This is a genomic window from Campylobacter concisus (assembly GCF_002913045.1).
Lineage (GTDB): Bacteria > Campylobacterota > Campylobacteria > Campylobacterales > Campylobacteraceae > Campylobacter_A > Campylobacter_A concisus_AP.
Genome location: NZ_PPAF01000009.1, coordinates 1 through 18,282 on the forward strand (window position 1 = coordinate 1; position 18,282 = coordinate 18,282).

17 protein-coding genes are annotated in these 18,282 nt (G+C 40.1%); 5 read left to right on the plus strand and 12 right to left on the minus strand.

What is annotated here, in order from left to right; all coding sequences use genetic code 11:
• Window positions 1-378: 378 nt before the first annotated feature.
• From CYP43_RS09625 to gap, 5 genes are all read right to left on the minus strand, one after another.
• Window positions 379-624 carry a DUF2625 domain-containing protein gene (locus tag CYP43_RS09625; RefSeq protein ID WP_258032127.1) on the minus strand — a complete coding sequence of 82 codons (246 nt, stop codon included), beginning with the start codon at window positions 622-624 and terminating at the stop codon, window positions 379-381.
• A gap of 240 nt (window positions 625-864) precedes the next feature.
• Window positions 865-1,683 (minus strand): enoyl-ACP reductase FabI, encoded by an 819-nt coding sequence (fabI, locus tag CYP43_RS01970; protein ID WP_103582325.1) that lies wholly within the window; start codon window positions 1,681-1,683, stop codon window positions 865-867.
• Between the two features lie 347 nt (window positions 1,684-2,030).
• Entirely contained in the window at window positions 2,031-2,711 is a 681-nt protein-coding gene (locus CYP43_RS01975; protein WP_103582326.1) for a triose-phosphate isomerase, read from the minus strand.
• A complete protein-coding gene (locus CYP43_RS01980) occupies window positions 2,708-3,910 on the minus strand; it encodes a phosphoglycerate kinase (RefSeq protein ID WP_103582327.1) in 1,203 nt (400 codons plus the stop codon). Before CYP43_RS01980 ends, CYP43_RS01975 begins: the two co-directional genes overlap by 4 nt.
• Before the next feature lie 15 nt (window positions 3,911-3,925).
• Window positions 3,926-4,924 (minus strand): type I glyceraldehyde-3-phosphate dehydrogenase, encoded by a 999-nt coding sequence (gap, locus tag CYP43_RS01985; protein ID WP_103582328.1) that lies wholly within the window; start codon window positions 4,922-4,924, stop codon window positions 3,926-3,928.
• Window positions 4,925-5,003: 79 nt separating this feature from the next.
• Between gap and nadD the strand changes: the two genes are divergently transcribed.
• Window positions 5,004-5,885, plus strand: a complete 882-nt coding sequence (nadD, locus tag CYP43_RS01990) for a nicotinate (nicotinamide) nucleotide adenylyltransferase (protein ID WP_103582329.1) — start codon at window positions 5,004-5,006, stop codon at window positions 5,883-5,885.
• Here nadD and CYP43_RS01995 read toward each other — a convergent pair.
• Window positions 5,869-6,852, minus strand: coding sequence for a YeiH family protein (locus CYP43_RS01995; RefSeq protein ID WP_103582330.1), 984 nt, complete (start codon window positions 6,850-6,852; stop codon window positions 5,869-5,871). The two genes, nadD and CYP43_RS01995, sit on opposite strands and share 17 nt — an antisense overlap.
• Window positions 6,853-6,955: 103 nt before the next feature.
• On the opposite strand from CYP43_RS01995, the gene CYP43_RS02000 reads away from it, so the two are divergent.
• Window positions 6,956-7,891: a sugar transferase gene (locus tag CYP43_RS02000; RefSeq protein ID WP_103582331.1), complete on the plus strand. Its 936-nt coding sequence runs from the start codon at window positions 6,956-6,958 to the stop codon at window positions 7,889-7,891.
• A 91-nt stretch (window positions 7,892-7,982) separates the two neighbouring features.
• Here CYP43_RS02000 and argS read toward each other — a convergent pair whose 3' ends face one another.
• Genes argS through gpmI form a run of 6 tightly spaced genes read right to left on the minus strand, consistent with a single transcriptional unit; the run spans window position 7,983 to window position 14,189 of the window.
• Entirely contained in the window at window positions 7,983-9,566 is a 1,584-nt protein-coding gene (gene argS / locus CYP43_RS02005; RefSeq protein WP_103582332.1) for an arginine--tRNA ligase, read from the minus strand.
• Between the two features lie 9 nt (window positions 9,567-9,575).
• Window positions 9,576-9,797, minus strand: coding sequence for a twin-arginine translocase TatA/TatE family subunit (gene tatA, locus CYP43_RS02010; RefSeq protein WP_054197075.1), 222 nt, complete (start codon window positions 9,795-9,797; stop codon window positions 9,576-9,578).
• 50 nt (window positions 9,798-9,847) lie between these two features.
• Entirely contained in the window at window positions 9,848-10,459 is a 612-nt protein-coding gene (gene gmk, locus CYP43_RS02015) for a guanylate kinase (protein ID WP_103582333.1), read from the minus strand.
• Window positions 10,460-11,902, minus strand: coding sequence for a Highly acidic protein (locus CYP43_RS02020; protein WP_103582334.1), 1,443 nt, complete (start codon window positions 11,900-11,902; stop codon window positions 10,460-10,462). It lies immediately after the preceding gene.
• A gap of 57 nt (window positions 11,903-11,959) precedes the next feature.
• Window positions 11,960-12,721: a flagellar biosynthetic protein FliR gene (gene fliR / locus CYP43_RS02025; protein ID WP_103582335.1), complete on the minus strand. Its 762-nt coding sequence runs from the start codon at window positions 12,719-12,721 to the stop codon at window positions 11,960-11,962.
• 4 nt (window positions 12,722-12,725) lie between these two features.
• Window positions 12,726-14,189, minus strand: coding sequence for a 2,3-bisphosphoglycerate-independent phosphoglycerate mutase (gene gpmI / locus CYP43_RS02030; protein ID WP_103582336.1), 1,464 nt, complete (start codon window positions 14,187-14,189; stop codon window positions 12,726-12,728).
• Window positions 14,190-14,268: 79 nt separating this feature from the next.
• On the opposite strand from gpmI, the gene mraY reads away from it, so the two are divergent.
• The 3 genes from mraY to CYP43_RS02045 all read left to right on the plus strand — a co-directional run.
• Entirely contained in the window at window positions 14,269-15,333 is a 1,065-nt protein-coding gene (mraY, locus tag CYP43_RS02035) for a phospho-N-acetylmuramoyl-pentapeptide-transferase (RefSeq protein ID WP_103582337.1), read from the plus strand.
• Window positions 15,334-15,341: 8 nt separating this feature from the next.
• Window positions 15,342-16,559 (plus strand): UDP-N-acetylmuramoyl-L-alanine--D-glutamate ligase, encoded by a 1,218-nt coding sequence (gene murD, locus CYP43_RS02040; RefSeq protein ID WP_103582338.1) that lies wholly within the window; start codon window positions 15,342-15,344, stop codon window positions 16,557-16,559.
• Window positions 16,560-16,703: 144 nt separating this feature from the next.
• Window positions 16,704-18,282: hypothetical protein (locus tag CYP43_RS02045; RefSeq protein ID WP_180998627.1), on the plus strand; the 1,579-nt coding region annotated here is incomplete at its 3' end.

Consider the following 18,282-nt stretch of genomic DNA (forward strand, 5'->3'; position numbering starts at 1 on the left):
CTTTTTTAGCGCTCAGAATTTTTTTTATAAACACTTTTAGATAGACTATGAAAAAATTTTAAAATTTAAATAAGATAGAGCAAAACTCTTGAATCTAATAGAAGTATCACGCAAATTTATTAGACACTCTTAAAGTCAAAAATGAAATATTTATTCATGCAAATACTATATTTTTTCATATTTTTTAGTCTTAGACTCACGTTGATGTCTTACTAAAGTATAGGTGGTAGCACAAATATCGTCCTATCAAGACTAAAAATTTCTTACATCCTCAGGCCAGCCATCCTAGTGATAAAGCTCGCAAAATTTAGATATATTGCCGCAAAGAATTCAGTAAAAACTGCGATTAGCCAAGCTACGTATCTTCCCATTTGCCGCTTATCTGGCACGCAGTAAAAGACATTGCCGGCTTTGCCACCAAAGGTTACGCCATTTAGCGCAAAATTTTACACAAAACATCGTTTGCCACGAACAAATAGCTAGGCATCTGCCTTGCTTCGCTAAAGCTTTTACTAAGGTAAAGCTGTAAATTCCCCGCTTCATCTGCTCACATCCTGAGCCAAGCATACACAGACAACCTTCATCCATTACGATGCCACCACACTCATAAACAAACGCTCCCATCGGCGATCGAGTGGCTACTTGAAACCAAAAAAACTCGCTCTTTGTGCCCTGCCCTCATCACGAGGCAAAATTTCATAATCGTTTTTTGTTCTCTTCTAGCCACTCTTCTATCGGTACCCAGCCTGGACTATTTGTATCTATAAGCTCGTCTAAAGCTCATATTGTCTGCCCTTGCAGTAAATTTGGTGAAATTTTAAAGAATAATTTGGCGAGTCACCCCGCCAAATTTGTATTAGTAGATTATTTTGCGTCCCAAGCTAGGATCGTGTTACCCTCGGCGTCAGTAGCCACGTCACCCATGCCCATGATGTTGTAGCCGCAGTCTACGTAGTGAACTTCACCTGTTACACCACTAGCTAGGTCGCTAAGCAGATACATAGCGCTGTTGCCGACGTCTTCGGTAGTGACGTTGCGTTTTAGCGGGCTATTTACTTCGTTGTAGCGTAAAATCATCCTAAAGTCGCCTATTCCGCTTGCAGCAAGCGTCTTGATAGGGCCTGCGCTGATCGCATTTACACGGATATTTTTAGTGCCAAGGTCATGCGCTAGGTAGCGAACTGAGCTTTCAAGTGCTGCTTTTGCAACGCCCATTACGTTGTAGTGCGGCACAAATTTTGGTCCACCAAGGTATGTAAGAGTAAGCACCGAGCCACCCTCTTTTAGCACTGGCAAAACCGCACGAGTAAGGCTTAGTAGCGAGTACACACTAGTTCCCATCGCGATGTCAAAGGCTTCTTTGCTCGTGTTTACGAACTCGCCCTCAAGCGCTTCTTTTGGTGCGTAAGCCACTGCATGCACAATAAAATCGATCTCGCCAAGGTCTGCTTTGATACGATCCGCAAGTCCATCTAAATGTGCTTGATTATTCACATCAAGTTCGTAGACAAATTTGCTACCAAACTCCTCTGCGATTGGCTCTACGCGTTTTTTTAGCGCGTCGTTTAGGTAGGTAAATGCCATCTGCGCACCTTGATCGCAGCAAGCTTTTGCAATGCCATAAGCGATAGATTTGGCGTTCGCAACGCCTACTATTAGACCTTTTTTACCTTTTAGTATCATTTGTTCTCCTTTTTATTAAAGCTACTTAACTTTTTTCTACTTCACAAGCTTACAGCTGCAAGCAGAGTTATCTTTCGTTAAAATTTTAAAAGCAATACTCAAAAAATATATGCCTACTCTGCTTATTTTTAAATTTTGCCTTGACTAATCGACTTAAAATTTTGCAATCCAAATTTAACAAAACGTCAAATTCTAAACGCGAATCGACAAGTGGAAATATCGCTAGGCGGATTTAAATGTTTTCTACTTCGCTACGCTTGTAGCTATAAATAGAAGAAGTAATTTTCGTCCAAAGACTAGGCATGTAGTCTGTCGCAGGGCGAAATTTACAAAATCATTTAAAGACGTCAGCGAGATGACGCGCTAATAAGTTCCAAGAAACCAGAAGCGTCCCAGCTCGCCGTACCTACTAGTACTCCGTCGCAGCTTGCTATCCCTGCTATCTCGCCGATATTTGCAACGTTTACGCTGCCGCCGTAAAGTAGCGGCGCGCTCGTCTGCTCGCGGATGAAATTTAAAACATTTTCTATCTGCTCCGCGCTTGCACTCTTGCCCGTGCCTATCGCCCAAATTGGCTCATAGGCGATCAGCAGCCGCTCGTAGCCAAGGTCGATATTTTTTAGCTGTTCCGCCAAAAACTCCTTCGTGCCGCCAGCTTCATTCACGCTCAAATTTTCGCCGATGCAGTAAACGATCTGCCAGCCAGCCTTTGCGGCAAAATCGAATTTAACGCGCAAAAGCTCCTCGCTCTCGCCAAGCTCCCTCCGTTCGGAATGCCCGATCAGTACGCTTTTTACGCCAAACTCATCCAGCATCGCCTTACCGATCTCGCCAGTGTGAGCGCCACTTTCGCATGGGTAGAAATTTTGCGCGCCGAGTTTAAATTTATGAGCCGCAAGATCAAGCGCGCTAAACGGAGGAAATACCGTCACGTCGTCGTTTGCGCTTAAATTTGCGTCTAAAATTTCAGCGTATTTAGCAAAGCTAGCTCTCGTATGATTGCACTTTAAATTTGCTAAAAACCTCACTCCGCAGCCTTTCTAAGCGGTTTTATGCCCGGTAGCTCCTTGCCCTCGATGAGCTCCAGGCTAGCGCCGCCTCCAGTCGAGATAAAGGTCATCTCGTCGGCATCCCCGGCGCGCTCGACGACGTCGGCCGTATCGCCGCCGCCAACGACCGTAGTCGCGTGAGTGTCGATGATGGCGTGGCTCATTTTGATACTGCCTTTGCTAAATTTATCCATCTCAAAAACGCCCATCGGTCCGTTCCACCAGATGGTTTGCGCGTCGGCGATAACCTCTTTAAATAGCCTAATGGACGCTGGCCCGATATCTAGCCCCATCCAGCCGCTCGGAATCTCTTGGGCGGGGACGAATTTCACGGCGCTTTCTGCCGAAAACGTCTGAGCCGCGACGACGTCTACAGGCAGGTAAATTTTAACGCCAAGCTCCCTGCCCTTGCGTAAAATTTCTCGTGCGTCCTCGATGAGATCTTCTTCAAGCAGCGAATTTCCGATATTTTCGCCGAGCGATTTTAAAAACGTAAACGCCATGCCGCCGCCAATTATCAGCTTATCCACGCGCGGAAGCAGGTTGTGTAGGGCTTGTAGCTTGCCGCTTACCTTACTACCGCCAACGACCGCCACAAACGGGCGCACAGGGTGTTTGATGAGATTTTGAGCGAAATTTATCTCTTTTTGTAGCAAAAATCCCGCCGCTTTGTGCCTCTCGTCGTAAAATTTAGTGATCGCCTCGACCGAGCTGTGAGCCCTATGGCAGACGCCAAACGCGTCGTTGATGTAAAATTCGCCGTATTTAGCGAGCTCGGCGGCTAACGCCTCGTCGTTTTTGGTTTCGCCCTTTTCAAAGCGCAAATTTTCAAGAAGCAAAATTTCGCCCGGTTTTAGCGCGGCGACTTTGGCTTTGGCATCCGCACCGACGACGTCCTCGGCAAATATCACGTCTCTATCAAGCAGCCTTGAAAGCCTCTTTGCCACGCCTCGCAGCGAAAATTTCTCCTCAAAGCCGTTTTTAGGGCGTCCTAGGTGGCTAGCCAAAACCACGCTGCAGCCGTTATCGAGGCAGTAGCGGATAGTAGGGATCGCCGAGCGGATACGGCGGTCGTCGGTGATATTTAAAAACTCGTCCATCGGCACGTTAAAATCGCACCTAACAAATACTTTTGCGCCGCCAAGTTCAAGATCGTTGATCGATAAAATTTCACTCATTTTTCACCCTTTAATTTACTTCGTAGCCACGATCTTAGCAAGATCGACAAGCCTTGTCGAGTAGCCCCACTCGTTGTCGTACCACGCAAAGACCTTCACCATATCATCAGCGATGACCTGCGTAGTGTCGCTCGCTACGATGCTGCTAAAGGTGCTTGTGCAAAAGTCGCTGCTAACTCTGTAGTCGTCATCTACGAATAAAATTCCCTTTAAATTTGACTCCGCAGCCGCCCTAAATGCCTCGTTTATCTCCTCTTTGCTAGCTGGTCTTTTTAAAACCGCCGTTAGATCGACCATTGAAACGTTTGCCACTGGCACGCGCACTGCTTGACCGTGTAGCTTGCCGCTTAGCTCTGGAAGCACTTTAGCGATCGCTTTTGCAGCTCCGGTGGTCGTAGGTCCGATATTTAGCGCTGCTGCGCGTGAGCGGCGGAAATCTTTTGCCTTTACATCAACTAGGCTTTGGCCATTTGTATATGCGTGGATCGTAGTCATGAGCCCTTTTACGATGCCAAATTTATCGTTTAGCACCTTTGCTACTGGAGCTAGGCCGTTTGTGGTGCAGCTTGCGTTTGAGACGATCGCTTCGCCTGCGTATTTATCGTCGTTTACGCCGACTACAAACGTCGCTGTGTCGTCTTTTGCCGGAGCGCTCATAACGACTTTTTTGATGCCGCGAGCTAGATAGGGCTCGCATTTTTCGGTAGTCAAAAACTTGCCCGTACACTCCAAAACCACGTCTGCGCCGTAGTCTGCGTAGCTAAGCTCGTTTAGATCCCTAGTTGAAAAAACTCTTATCTTTTTGCCGTTTACTTCTATAAAATCGTCGCTTATCACCTTAACGTCTTGCTTAAATTCGCCGTGCACGCTGTCGTATTTGAGCAGATAGCGCGTCATGTCGCGCGTCGCCGTGTCGTTGATAGCGACAAGCTCAACGTCCTCTCGCTCTAAAATAATACGAGCAGCGCACCTGCCGATACGCCCGAAGCCGTTTATTGCTACTTTAACTGACATCTTAGCTCCTTTTGATATAATTACGCCTAATTCTACAAAAAAGAATTTTAAAACAAATATAAACAAGGCACTTTAATAGATGAAGTTAGCACTTTTTGGCGGGAGCTTTGATCCGGTTCATTTAGGACACGATAGCATTGTGAAAATGGCACTAAGTGGCCTAGATATCGACAAGCTCATTATAATGCCAACTTTTATAAGTCCCTTTAAGAGCGAATTTTCAGCTCCACCAGAGCTTCGCCTAAAGTGGATAAGAGAAATTTGGGGCAGCCTAGAGAAGGTCGAGATCTCAGACTATGAGATAAATTTGGCTCGCCCGGTGCCTACCATAGAGACGGTCAAGTATTTGTATGAGAAATTCAAGATAGAAAAATTTTATCTCATAATAGGCGCGGACCACCTAGCCACGCTTGATAAATGGCATGGCTACGAGGAGCTTAAAAGCTTAGTGCATTTTGTGATCGCCAAGCGCAATCACATAGAAATTCCACGCAATCTACAAAAAATGGACGTGCACGTGGACGTTAGCTCGTCGCAGATCAGGCACCAAAAGGGGCTTGATGAGTTGCCTAGCGAGATAAAAGATGAAATCATAAATTTTTACCAAGGATACAAAATGCAAGAGAGATCGATGCAAGAGCGCACCGAAAGTATAGTTAAGGTTTTAGACGCAAAAAAGGCTGAAGAGATACAAGTGTTTGATATGAGTGGAGATGATTATTTCGTAAAAGCCGTAGTTATCGCCACAACACTTGGCGAGAGACACGCTTACTCACTGAGCGAGGATCTAAAAGAGGAGCTTAAACCTCTTGGAGAGAAATTTATAGGCACTGAGAGCTCGCCTGATTGGATCGTGATGGACCTTGGCGACATTTTGATACACCTTTTAAGCCCAGCTTACAGAGCAAAATACAACATCGAAGAGTTTTTGCAAAAGCTAAAAACTAGCAAAGAGTCTTAACAAAAACAAGCGAAGAGCAAATAAGCCATAAAAATATAAAAAATGCTAGCAAAAATGGCTTTTTGCCTGTTGCTTTAAATATACTCCTATCTATCCCAAACCCCAAAGCACACATCGCGACGCAAAGACAGATACTAGCTGCTAGCTTTAAAATTTGCACCAAATTTTCAGGGAAAAATGGCAAAGATCTAACGCAGATCGCCACTAAGAAAAATAGTGCAAACCAAGGTATGCTCTTTAGCTTCGAGCCACCGCTATTTTGGCTTAAATTTAAGAAATTTAGCAAAAACAAAAATGGCACAAGCATGATGACGCGAAGCATTTTTATGATAACAGCGGTGCTGCTAGCTGCGCTGTCGAATGCTGCTGAGGCTGCAACTACATGGGCTACCTCGTGAAGTGAGCCACCAATAAAAAAGCCGGTTTGTTGCGGCGTGAGAGCTAGAAATTTAGCGATAAATGGATAGATAAACATGCCAATCGTCCCAAAGAGCACAACCGTGCAAATGGCGATAGCAAGCTTGTTTGCGTCTGCTTTTATCTCATTTTGAGTAGCCATAACAGCAGCTGCGCCGCATATACTTGTCCCTGAGCCAATGAGCACGGCGCTATCCTTGCTAAGCCCCAAAGCTTTGGCTACAAAAAGCGCAAAGCAAAAGGTCGCAAAGACCATAAAAGCTACGTATATCACGCCTATAGTGCCAACACTTGCGATCTCACTAAGGCTTATATTGAAGCCAAAAAGTATGATGCCTAGCCTTAAAATTTGCTTCCCAGCGATCGCTACGACGCCACTACTTTTTAAAATTTGAGTTTGTTTTGTAAAAAGATTTGCAAAAATGGCACCTAAAATGATAGAGATGATGAGCGGGCTGGTGTGAAATTTAGCTAAAATCGTGTTTGAGAGCGTAAAAGAAACGGTACAAATCAGCGCCAGAACAAGCACAGCAAGAAATTTATGAGACATATTTTAACCTTAATCTATTTTTTAAAAATGCAATTAGCACGTTTGGGTATAATTAGACGAATTTTATAATGCAAATTTAAAATAAAGATAAAGGGATAGGACTATGATCATCCTTGGCGAAAAATATGCTTTTACCAGCTTAGAACTAGAAAAGCTTAGAAAGAAATTTGGTCAAGTAAATTTTTTATCCCATGAAAATAGCGACGCAAAAGCCTTGCGAAGCGCACTAGAAAATCTCATAAAATCAGGCGATCAAAGGCTGATCGTGCTAAATACCGCAAAGCCAGTTGATGGCAAACTGGTGAGATTTCTCACGCTTTTGCAGTTTAAAACGAAGTATAAAAAGATAAAATTTCTAAACGTAGAGAATTTTTTAGAAATTTATCTGCACAAATGTTATATCCCAGAAAATGGTGAAAATCTTAATTTTTTAGATGAAATAAGGCCTTATGGTGCTTTTGCTTACGCACTCAAGCGAATGATCGATTATGCTGGCTGCTTAATACTTTTCATCTTGCTTTTTGGTCTAAAATTTTATGTAAAAAAAAAGATAGACGAGCAATCGCCTGGAAGCCTTTACTTTTTACAAAGTAGAGTTGGGCTGGACAACAAGGAATTTGAGTGCATAAAATTTCGCTCGATGATGGAAGATGCCGAGAAAGATGGGGCAAAATTTGCTAGCGAAAATGATGAGAGAGTGTTTGAGTTTGGCGAATTTATGCGAAAAACTCGTATAGACGAGGTGCCGCAGTGTATAAATGTCTTTCGAGGGCAAATGCATCTGATAGGTCCAAGGCCTGAGCGAAGACACTGGATAAATTTCTTTGAAAAAGAGATCCCTTACTACAATGAACGCCACATCGTTCGCCCTGGTATCACCGGCTGGGCACAGGTAAACTACCCTTATGGCTCAAATACACACGACGCCAAACAAAAACTAATGTATGATCTTTACTACATCAAACACTGGTCGCTTTGGCTGGAGATAAAGATCATAGTAAAAACCATTGCGATTATATTTGAGAAAAAAGGCATTTAACTTCTCAAAAATATCATAAGTTTGAGATATTTTTAAATAAACCTTTTTTCGAATTTAATTTTGTTGCTTTTAGCCAAAATGAATGCAAATTCTACATCCTATCTTTAGCTGTAATTCCCATTATATTAAATGCTGTTTTTATCGAGATAGCGACAACTGCAAAAATTTTTAGCAAGCTATCTTCGTTTTCATTTCCAACCACACGGTTTTCGTTATAAAATTTATGAAAACTAGCAGCTAGGGACTTCAGATAGTCTGGGATCTTTTGAAGCTGCCTCGAGATAAAAGCATCTTCTAAAATTTCTGGCAATATCAGCGCCTCAAAAAGTAAATTCTTAGCATTTTCATCTAGGCATTCGAAGTTTGCATTGATTACATCTTGAACATTTTTCCCAGCCTTTGCAAAGACTTGATTTATCCTAGCATGAGCATAGTTTATATAAAAGATAGGATTTGAGCTATCCTCTTTTTTAAGCTCATCTACGTCAAATTCCAAACTACTCGTATTTGCCTTGCTTATAAAGATAAATCTAAGCGCCTCAGCACCAATCTCACTTGCGATATCACTCATCAGCACGGCATTGCCAGCGCGCTTGCTCATCTTGTATGGCTTGCCATCTTTTAGCAAACTAACCATCTGCATAAGTATCACTTCGAGCTTGCTTTCATCGTATCCAAGGAAATTTATCGCAGCCTTTAGCCTTGCAATATATCCGTGATGGTCAGCACCCCAAATGTTTATGTAGTGGTCGAAATTTTTCTCAAATTTAGCGTTATGATAGATGATGTCGCCAGCTAGATATGTTGGTCTGCCGTCATTTCTAATCACAACCCTATCGTTATCATCGCCAAGCGTGGTTGAAGCGATATAAGTAGCGCCATCTTTTTCGTACATTTGTTTTGAACGTTTTAGCTTATTTATAGTTGGCTCTAGGCCGTCATAAAGAGCCTTTTCACTAGCCCAGCTCTCTATAAATATCCCAACGTCCGCCAAATCCTTTTTGATAATCTCAAGCACGATATCCTTGCCAAACTCGGCAAGCTCAAGGTTTCTGCTCTCGTCATAAAAAATTTCCTTGCCAAATTTCTCATTTGCAAGCTTAGCAATATCTAAAATATAATCGCCTCGGTAGTATTTCTCTGGATAGACGACGCTTTCGTTAAAAAGCTGTTCTTTTGCCGCAAGCGATATCGAAGTGCCAAGTAGGTCGATTTGATTACCAGCGTCGTTTATATAGTATTCTGTTGAGATAGCGTAGCCAAGTCTTTTGCCAAGTCTTGCCAAAGTATCGCCATAAACTGCGCCTCTAACGTGTCCGATGTGAAGCGGTCCAGTTGGATTTGCGCTGATGTATTCTATTAAATAACTATTTTTTTTCGCATCTTCTTTTGCAAAATTTTCGCTATCTAGCAAAATTTGCTTTGAAATTTCATCTAAAAACTCGCTTCTTAGTTTGAAATTTAAGTAGCCATTTACTGCACTAGCTTCAACTATTTTGTTATCACCAAATTTATCGGCAAACTCGCTAGCTATCATGGCTGGTGACTTTCTTAACTCCTTTGCTAGGCTAAAAAGTGGCGTTGCATAGTGGGCTAAATTTTTATCCTTTGGCTTTTCAAGCACAAATTCACGCTCTAAAACCTTTGAAATTTCAGCTTTTATTTTATTTTTCAACTCTAAAACCTATGCGTTTTTAGTTGTTTCTTCTATTTTTTGACTATTGGCATTCTCTTCTTTATGCTCGACTTTCTCACTTTTTTCAGGTGTTGTATCTTCCATCTCAGCCTTAAAAGTCTTTATGCCTTTGCCTAGTCCTTTTGCAAGTTCTGGGATCTTCTTTGCTCCAAAAAGTAAAACAATAATCGCTAAAACAACTAGCCAGTGACCAATACTAAAAGAACCCATTTTTTCTCCTCAATAAATTTTTCAAAATGTTATCATAAATTCCTGAATTTCTAGCAATCTATCCACTCATCAATAACGCGTCTTAAGTCTATTTTCGCGCTTTTTAGCCTCATCGCTCTAAGAATTGATTTTAGGCCCTTATAACTCTTTTCAATGTCATCATTTACCAAAAAATAATCATATTCTAAGATGTGCTCCATCTCGCCAACTGCGTTCATTAGGCGATTTTCTATCGTTTCGTCGCTATCAGTTCCGCGGTTTTTCAAGCGTTTTTTAAGCTCTTTTTTATTTGCTGTCGTGATAAAAACTGAGGTTATGTAACTTTTAAATTTTTCAAGTGCGATGTGAAAGCCTTGTACATCGATATCAAATATAACTATCTTTCCAGCCTCAAGTGCTGTCAAAACAGGCTTTAGACTCGTTCCATAATAGTTTTTATGCACCTGCGCCCATTCTAAAAATTCGCCCTTTTCTATGCCACTTTTAAACTCATCTTCTTTTATAAAATAGTAATCCACTCCATCGACTTCGCCTTCTCTTTTTGCCCTTGTCGTGCTTGAAATAGAAAAATAAAGATCCTTCTCTTCCTTTAAAAGACGGCCCAAAAGCGTACTTTTCCCACTTCCACTAGGCCCAGAAACTACTAAAATTTGTCCTTGCAACTACTTTTCCTCAAAACTTATATTTATCTTTATGTTCATATCTTTTAGCACATCTCTTAGCAAGCTTTCATTTAACGACTCATGGACATGTTTTGTGATCTTTTTGGTTAGCTCTTCTTTATAGTCAGCATCGATTTTTGTTTCATCGCATGAGCTAGTTTGTGGCGCATTATTTAATCCAAATGCTGCTTGCATCGTATTTTCATCTATTTCCTCAATAGACGCTACATCAAAATTTGGGCTACCCAACGTCTCTTCTTTAAAATTTTCTTCCTCAAATACCTCATCTACCATACCTAGATCTTCTTGAGCAAGGACTTCTTCAGAAATTTCTTCATGATCTTCTTTGGTTGGCTCATTTTCAAGGTCTATATCTTCATCCAAAGAAATCTCCTCTGCTTCTTTAGTAGATTCTTCATCTATATCTTCCTCTAAATTTTGACTAGCTTCATCTATCAAATTTGCCTCGCTGCTTTCAGGCTCAAAATTTTCATCACTACCAAAATCAGTCTCTAGCTCATCAAAATTTTTGCTATCTTCACTAGCTTCTTCGTTTAGCTCTTTATCCAAAGACTCGATCTCGCTGAGCTCTTTTTTACTTTGGCTTATATCATCTACAAAGTCTTCATTAAGCTCGGCAGTTTCTAAATTTTGAGAATTTTGCTCGACCATTTTATCAAGCTCGTTTTTCGCCTCTTCATCTGCCAAGTCGCTCTCGCCCATATCATCTATCTCATCCACAAGCGAACTAAGCTCATCAAAGTCATCGCTATGCTCTTCTTTTATCACAGGCGGCTCATTATTTTGTTCTAAGGATTTATCCAGATCTTCTGAATCAGCCATGTACTTGCTAGCTATGTCATTTATAATATCATCATCTATGAGTTCAGTGTCTGTTTCATCAAAACTGATATCTTTATCCTTTAAATCCTCGGCCTCTAGTTCACTTAGCTCCTCTTTTAAAAACTCGTCATCTAAAGCCTCGTTATCAAATTTATCTGCCTTATCATTTTCTTTTGCTAAATTTTCAAGTCCCATGTCAATTTCTGGAAGTTCAAAATTTTCTAAATCATCAAAGTTTTTATTGCTTTCGTCAAAGTCATTAAAATTTGTAGGCTCATCTAATCCAAGCTCAAGTTCTTTATCATTGTCAGTATTTTTGTTTTGTTCAAACAAACTAATAAATTCTGTTGGTAAAAAGGGCTTTTCAAGCATAACATCAGCAAAATCAGGCTTTTCACCGCCTCTAGGTGCTAGATACATTATCTTTTGATTTAAATTAACATCGCTGCTATCCATATCACTATCGATGATAATATAATCAAATTGATCTCCAACACTATTAACATCGTCAAATTCGCTATATTCTATGCCTAGCTTATTTAAACTTAACGTTATAAGGCGAGAAACTGCGGGGTTTTTGTTTACAAGTGCAACTTTCATGATCCCTCCTTGAAGAGCTTGAGGCTGTATTCTATGATAAATTTCATTGCTATTTACTTAAAAAAATAGTGCTGGCATATCGTTTAAAATCTGCACCATCATATCAGTTATGATTTTTATAATGCCAGCTAAAATAGCTATCAAAACCGAAAAGCCGATACTTACCTTAATAGGATAACCAACGACTAATAGGTTAAATTGTGGCATAGTTTTCATAAGCATGCCAAAAATAGCATCTGAAAGTATAGAAAGCGCGATAATAGGAAAAGCCAGAACAAATCCAAACATAAAAAGATTGCCAAAAAGCTTTAGGGTGTAGCTCATCACACCGCTTCTTGGATAAAAATCTCCAAGCGGTATAACAGAAAGTGAAGTGGAATAAAACTGCAATATTAAATGGTGCCCATCAAGCATCAAAAATGCAAGAAGCGCAATAAAATTTAAAATATTTGCAATCACTGGCGAATTTGTACCAGTTTGCGGATCAAGCACTGAAGCCATCGAAAAACCCATGATCATTGAGATCTGCTCGCCAGCCATTTGAAGTATGGCAAAAACGATATTTAGCAAAAGTCCAGCGCAAAGTCCGAGCATGGCCTCACTTAAAATTTCCATGATCAAAAAATTTATAGCGTGCTCATGGGTGTGTGAGAGCGGGAAAAGTACGATACAAAGGGCAAAAACTAGCAAAGTTTTTACGCTAAGCGGGATTTGATTGTGAGAAAAAAAAGGAAAAAATACGATAAGCCCACTAAGACGCGCAAAAAGGAGCATAAAGGTTATGACTTTATCCGCTCCAAAAAACTCGACTAGTTCCATTATTTTATATTAACACCTCGTCCATCTCAGCTGGAATTTCAAGCCCCATGATCTTTAAAACACTAGGAGCGATATTATTTAGACCGCCATTTTTTACCTTTTTTACGCCATCAGCCATCACAAAACAAAAGACATCATAAGTCGTGTGGTTTGTCAGTAGCTCACCGCTGCTATCGCGCATCTCTTCGCAGTTTCCGTGATCGCTCGTGATGATCATAGCGTAGTTTTTCTCTTTTGCTTTGGCGTAAATTTCTCCAAGGGCCACGTCCACTGCTTCAACTGCTTTTATAGCAGCATCATAGTTGCCAGTATGCCCCACCATATCGCCATTTGCGAAATTTACCACGATGAAGTCTTGCTCGTCATCCATGCCTTTTAGTACGGCTTTGCAAACTTCTGCTGCGCTCATCTCTGGCTTCTCGTCGTAGGTTTTTACCTTTGGACTAGGGATTAGTACCCTCGTTTCATTGCTAGCTAACTCCTCGACGCCACCGTTAAAGAAAAATGTGACGTGGGCGTATTTTTCTGTCTCAGCCGTGTGAAGCTGCCTTAGCCCAGCCGCTGCGATGACCTCGCTTAGAGTGTTTTTTATCTTTTCATTTTTAAATAGCACTTCAAATTTAAAATTTGCATCATATTCGGTCATGGTGATTAGATTTTTGATAGCAAAAGGTCGCTCAAACTCGCTAAATTTCTCCTCGCCTAGAGCCTGGCAAATTTCTCTTGCTCTATCATTTCTAAAATTTATAAAGATCACGCCGTCATCTTCGCCCATGCCCTTAAAGCCATTAAAGCTTGCTGGCTTTACAAACTCATCTGTCACGCCCTCATCGTAGCTTTTTTGTAGATACTCGCTTGGCGATAAGCTGCTTAAATTTGCTCCATTTACCAAGCTATCATAAGCCTCTTTTACGCGCTCCCAGCGTTTATCTCTATCCATCGCGTAAAATCTTCCACAAACGGTAGCTACTTTAAATTTAGCTTCCAAGCTTTTTATAAAATTTATACCGCTATTTGGGCTAACGTCGCGTCCGTCGGTGATAGCGTGGGCAAAAACTTCGCAGCCATTTTTGCTAGCAAGCTCGCACATACCATCAAAATGCTCCATATGAGAGTGCACGCCGCCGTCGCTATAAAGCCCTATGACGTGAATTTTTTTGCACTTTTTAAAAAGAGCTTTTAGGGCTTCATTTTCTGCTATCGAGCCATCAGCAAAGCTACGTGAAATTTTGACCAAATTTTGATACAAAACTCGTCCGCTTCCTATACACATGTGCCCTACTTCGCTGTTTCCCATCTGCCCTTCAGGTAGTCCCACAGCGTTTCCAGATGTCTTTATGAGCGAGTTTGGAATTTCTTTAAAAAATTTCTCATAATTTGGCTTTTTAGCCGCCTCAAATGCGTTAAATTTACCGCTTTTATTAAATCCAATACCATCAGTTATTATTAAAATAGTTTTTTGACTCATTTTGAAAATTTATCCTTAATTTTAGATAATTTTTAAGGCCATTATACTAAAATTGCTTTTTTTAAAAATAAAGGCTCTCATGTTTTACTATATCTATGAAATTTTAAATTTTAATATCTTTCAATACATCACCGTCCGTGCTGGTATTGCTTTTTTCATCGCTTTTGCACTCACAGCTTATTTGATGCCCAAATTTATCACTTGGGCAAAGGCAAAAAACGCCGCCCAGCCTATCTATGAGCTTGCCCCACAAACTCACCAAAAAAAGGCCAAAACGCCGACCATGGGCGGACTTGTCTTTGTCTTCACAGCCGTACTTTCCACGGTAATTTGTGCAAGGCTTGATAACGCATTTGTCTTAACATCTCTCTTTTGCCTAGTTTGCTTTACACTGCTTGGCTACAAGGACGATTACAGTAAAATTTTAGGAGCAAAAAACCACGCCGGCCTAAGCCCAAAAGCAAAGCTCTTTTTTCAGTTTTTAATAGCCTTTGTAATTTCTATTTTTTTATATGCAAGTCACGAGCTTAGCACCGAGTTTTATCTACCTTTTTTTAAGCAACCTATTTTAGATTTAAAAATTTTTGCCATTTTCTTTTGGACACTGGTCATAGTCGCTGCTTCAAATTCAGTAAATTTAACAGACGGGCTTGACGGGCTAGCTACTGTGCCATCGATATTTTCACTTTTAACACTTGGCGTTTTTGCTTATATCTGCGGACACGCTGTCTTTAGCTCATATTTACTCTTACCAAAGATCGTAGGCGTTGGCGAAAGCGTTGTTGTCTCTTCAGCCCTAATTGGCTCATTAATGGGCTTTTTATGGTTTAACTGCCATCCAGCTGAAGTCTTTATGGGCGATAGCGGTAGCTTAAGTGTTGGAGCATATATCGGTTTTATGGGTGTTGCTACCAAAAACGAAATCTTACTCATCATCATCGGACTCATATTTGTCGTTGAGACCCTAAGCGTCATTCTGCAGGTAGGCAGCTTTAAAATTTTTAAACGCAGAATTTTTCTTATGGCGCCTATACATCACCATTTTGAGATAAAAGGCTGGGCGGAAAATAAGATCATCGTTCGCTTTTGGATCATCGCACTTTTAGCAAATCTAATCGCACTAACTGCGCTAAAGATCAGATAAGGAAAGTCATGAGAAAATCGCTATTTGGCTACGGCGGCACGATAAAGGCGATCGCTAAAAATTTCATAAAGGACGGCCTTTGGGATATCTATGATGATAAATTTAGTGAAATTTCAAAAGATGAGTTTGGCAATGCTCTTTTGCCAGTTAGCGAATTTGACCCAGCAAAAAGCAACCTAGAGATACCAAGTCCAGGCATCCCGCCTTATCATGAGCTTATTAAAAAAGCTAAGAATTTAGTTAGCGAGTATGACTATTTTTATGAAATTTATAAAGAAAATCTGCCATTTAATATCTGGATAAGCGGTACAAATGGCAAGACTACGACAACCAAGATGACACAGCACCTACTAGAGAGTAAGGGCTCAGTCATGGGCGGCAACGTTGGCATTGCGCTGGCAAATTTAGACTCAAACGCTAAAATTTGGATACTTGAGACTAGCTCATTTACTCTTCACTACACAAATCACGCCACACCTGGTATCTACGTGCTTTTGCCGATCACTCCAGATCATCTAAGCTGGCATGGCGACATGAGTGAGTACGAAAAGGCTAAGCTAAAGCCGCTTGCTAGCATGAGCGAAAGTAGCGTGGCGATCGTGCCTGAAATTTACGCCAACACGCCAACAAGGGCAAAAGTGATCTCTTACAAAAATGAGAGCGATCTGGCTAAATTTTGTGGCGTAAGCGTAGATAGTATAAATTTTAAAACGCCATTTTTACTTGACGCGTTGCTAGCACTTGCGGTAGAGAAAATTTTATTTGACCGCTGCGATGTCGCACTTTTAAATACCTTCGTCATCGAGGCAAACAAGCTTGAAGAATTTAGCGATAAAAATGGCAGAATCTGGGTCAATGACACAAAAGCGACTAACATAGATGCGAGCATACAAGCCGTAAAACGCTACAAAGATCATTTCATACATCTAATACTTGGTGGCGATGATAAGGGTGTTGATATGACGCCACTTTTTGAAGACTTAAAGAGTTTAAGAGTAAAAATTTACGCCATCGGCTCAAATAGTGATAAACTCATGAAATTAGCGACTAAATTTGGCATACCGGCTTTAAAATGCGATTTTTTACAAAATGCTGTCAATGAGATAAATAAAGAGCTAAAGACTAGCGAGATAGCGCTTCTAAGCCCGGCAGCTGCAAGTCTTGATCAGTTTAAGAGCTATGCCGAGCGAGGCGATAAATTTAAAGAGTTTATAAAGGCGCTTTAAATTTACAAGCTCTTTTAAGTAGTCTAACCAAAAACAAAAATATGCAAATTTATATTTTTGACATAAATTTTTACTATAAAGTTTTATTGTTGAATACTTTTTAAGTTTGTGCTAATATTTAGCAAAAATTTCTAAGGAAGTTTAATGCCTCTAACGCCCAGAAATGATGTAAATTTTAAAAGAAATTTAATAGATATCATAAAATTTTCATATGACAATGACATAAGCAGACCATTTATATCTAACAACAAACTACTTATTGGATATGGCTTTAGCCTAAAAGATGATATAGAACTTATTTGTGCCCAAATTTATAAAAACAACAAAGACAAAGTCATAAAAGACATCAAGCAAACTATCGCTACCACCACCAGCACAACCACCATAGAAAAGATAGACACAGATGAACTTTTAAAAAAGATAAATGATGCCGCAAAAGGGGCTTATGCAAAGTCTGGAGGTGCCGATACTTTACCTGAGTTTGAATTTAGCTCGGAAGATCAGCTAAATGCCATCTTGGAACAAAAGCTTACGCCGCTAATCCAAGAGATAAATCAAAAATTAAACAACTCTCCACTTAAAAATTTACAAGCCGTCTCACTTACTTCAGATACACAAAACAGTCAAATTTCAAGAGAGCATGTCGCGCTTTTAGCACTTCTTTATATCAGCAAGAAAAGCAATATTGATCCATCCCTAGCAAGCTACATCAAAAGCAAAAATCGTTTTAAGGCTTGGTTTTGGCTAGCATATGAGAGCTTTAGTGATGAGGCAAGCAATAAAACATCTCTTTTGCGAGAAAAAATTTCAAATCAGTTTGGCCTTTATGAAAGTGATGAACAAAATGTTAATTTTGCCGAGTGCATAGATGTTTTTAGCCATTTAAATATATCCAAAGCAAAATATAAATCAAAAAATCAAAACAATAAAGAGATCATCCAAAACGTTACTCATTTAGAATTTATGAAACTTCAAGAAAATGGATCAAATTTAAATGCATCAGATACATCAAAATGTGAGGCTTTATTTCAGCCATTTGTTACAAAGATAAATTCTTTATTAAGCACTCAAAGTACAAAAACCTTTAACCTTGAAAATATATACTGCGTAAATTTAATCAGCTCAAATGCTTCAAATGCTTCAAGAATAAATAAGCTCTTAAGGCAAAGAGAGGAGGAATTTTATAAACAAGAAAATATACTCTTGCTATGCCCAAGAAAGATGACAACTCCTATTAGAGTCTTTCAACCTAAAAAGAGCGAATTTACCGTTGTGCTAGCTAGTCAGACTCCATTTGATTGCAGTGAGCTAAACCCAAAAGAGCTAAATTCTAGTAGGCCAAACTATGGCAAGGCAAATTTATGTGAGCTAATACTTACTGACTTTAAATTTGACTCTTACGAAGATAGTAAAAATGAAGAGATAAAATTTAAAAATGCAAAGAGCAAAGATACGGTAATACTCTATCAAGAAAACAAAAATGAAGAAGACAAGATAAATGGTGCTACCTTTATTAGCATAAAGCAAAATAGCGATGATATAGAGTATAAACTAGAAGATGGCGCTATAAGCATGAAGTACTTTGAAGACCAAACATCTAACAACAAACACCTAAATTTCTCTTTATTAAATTTCGCTAAAGAGAATAACTTTACCCTAAGAGATGATAAAGACTCAGCTATGTTTGATATAAAGCTTCGTCTAGCTCATGGCAACAATGTAG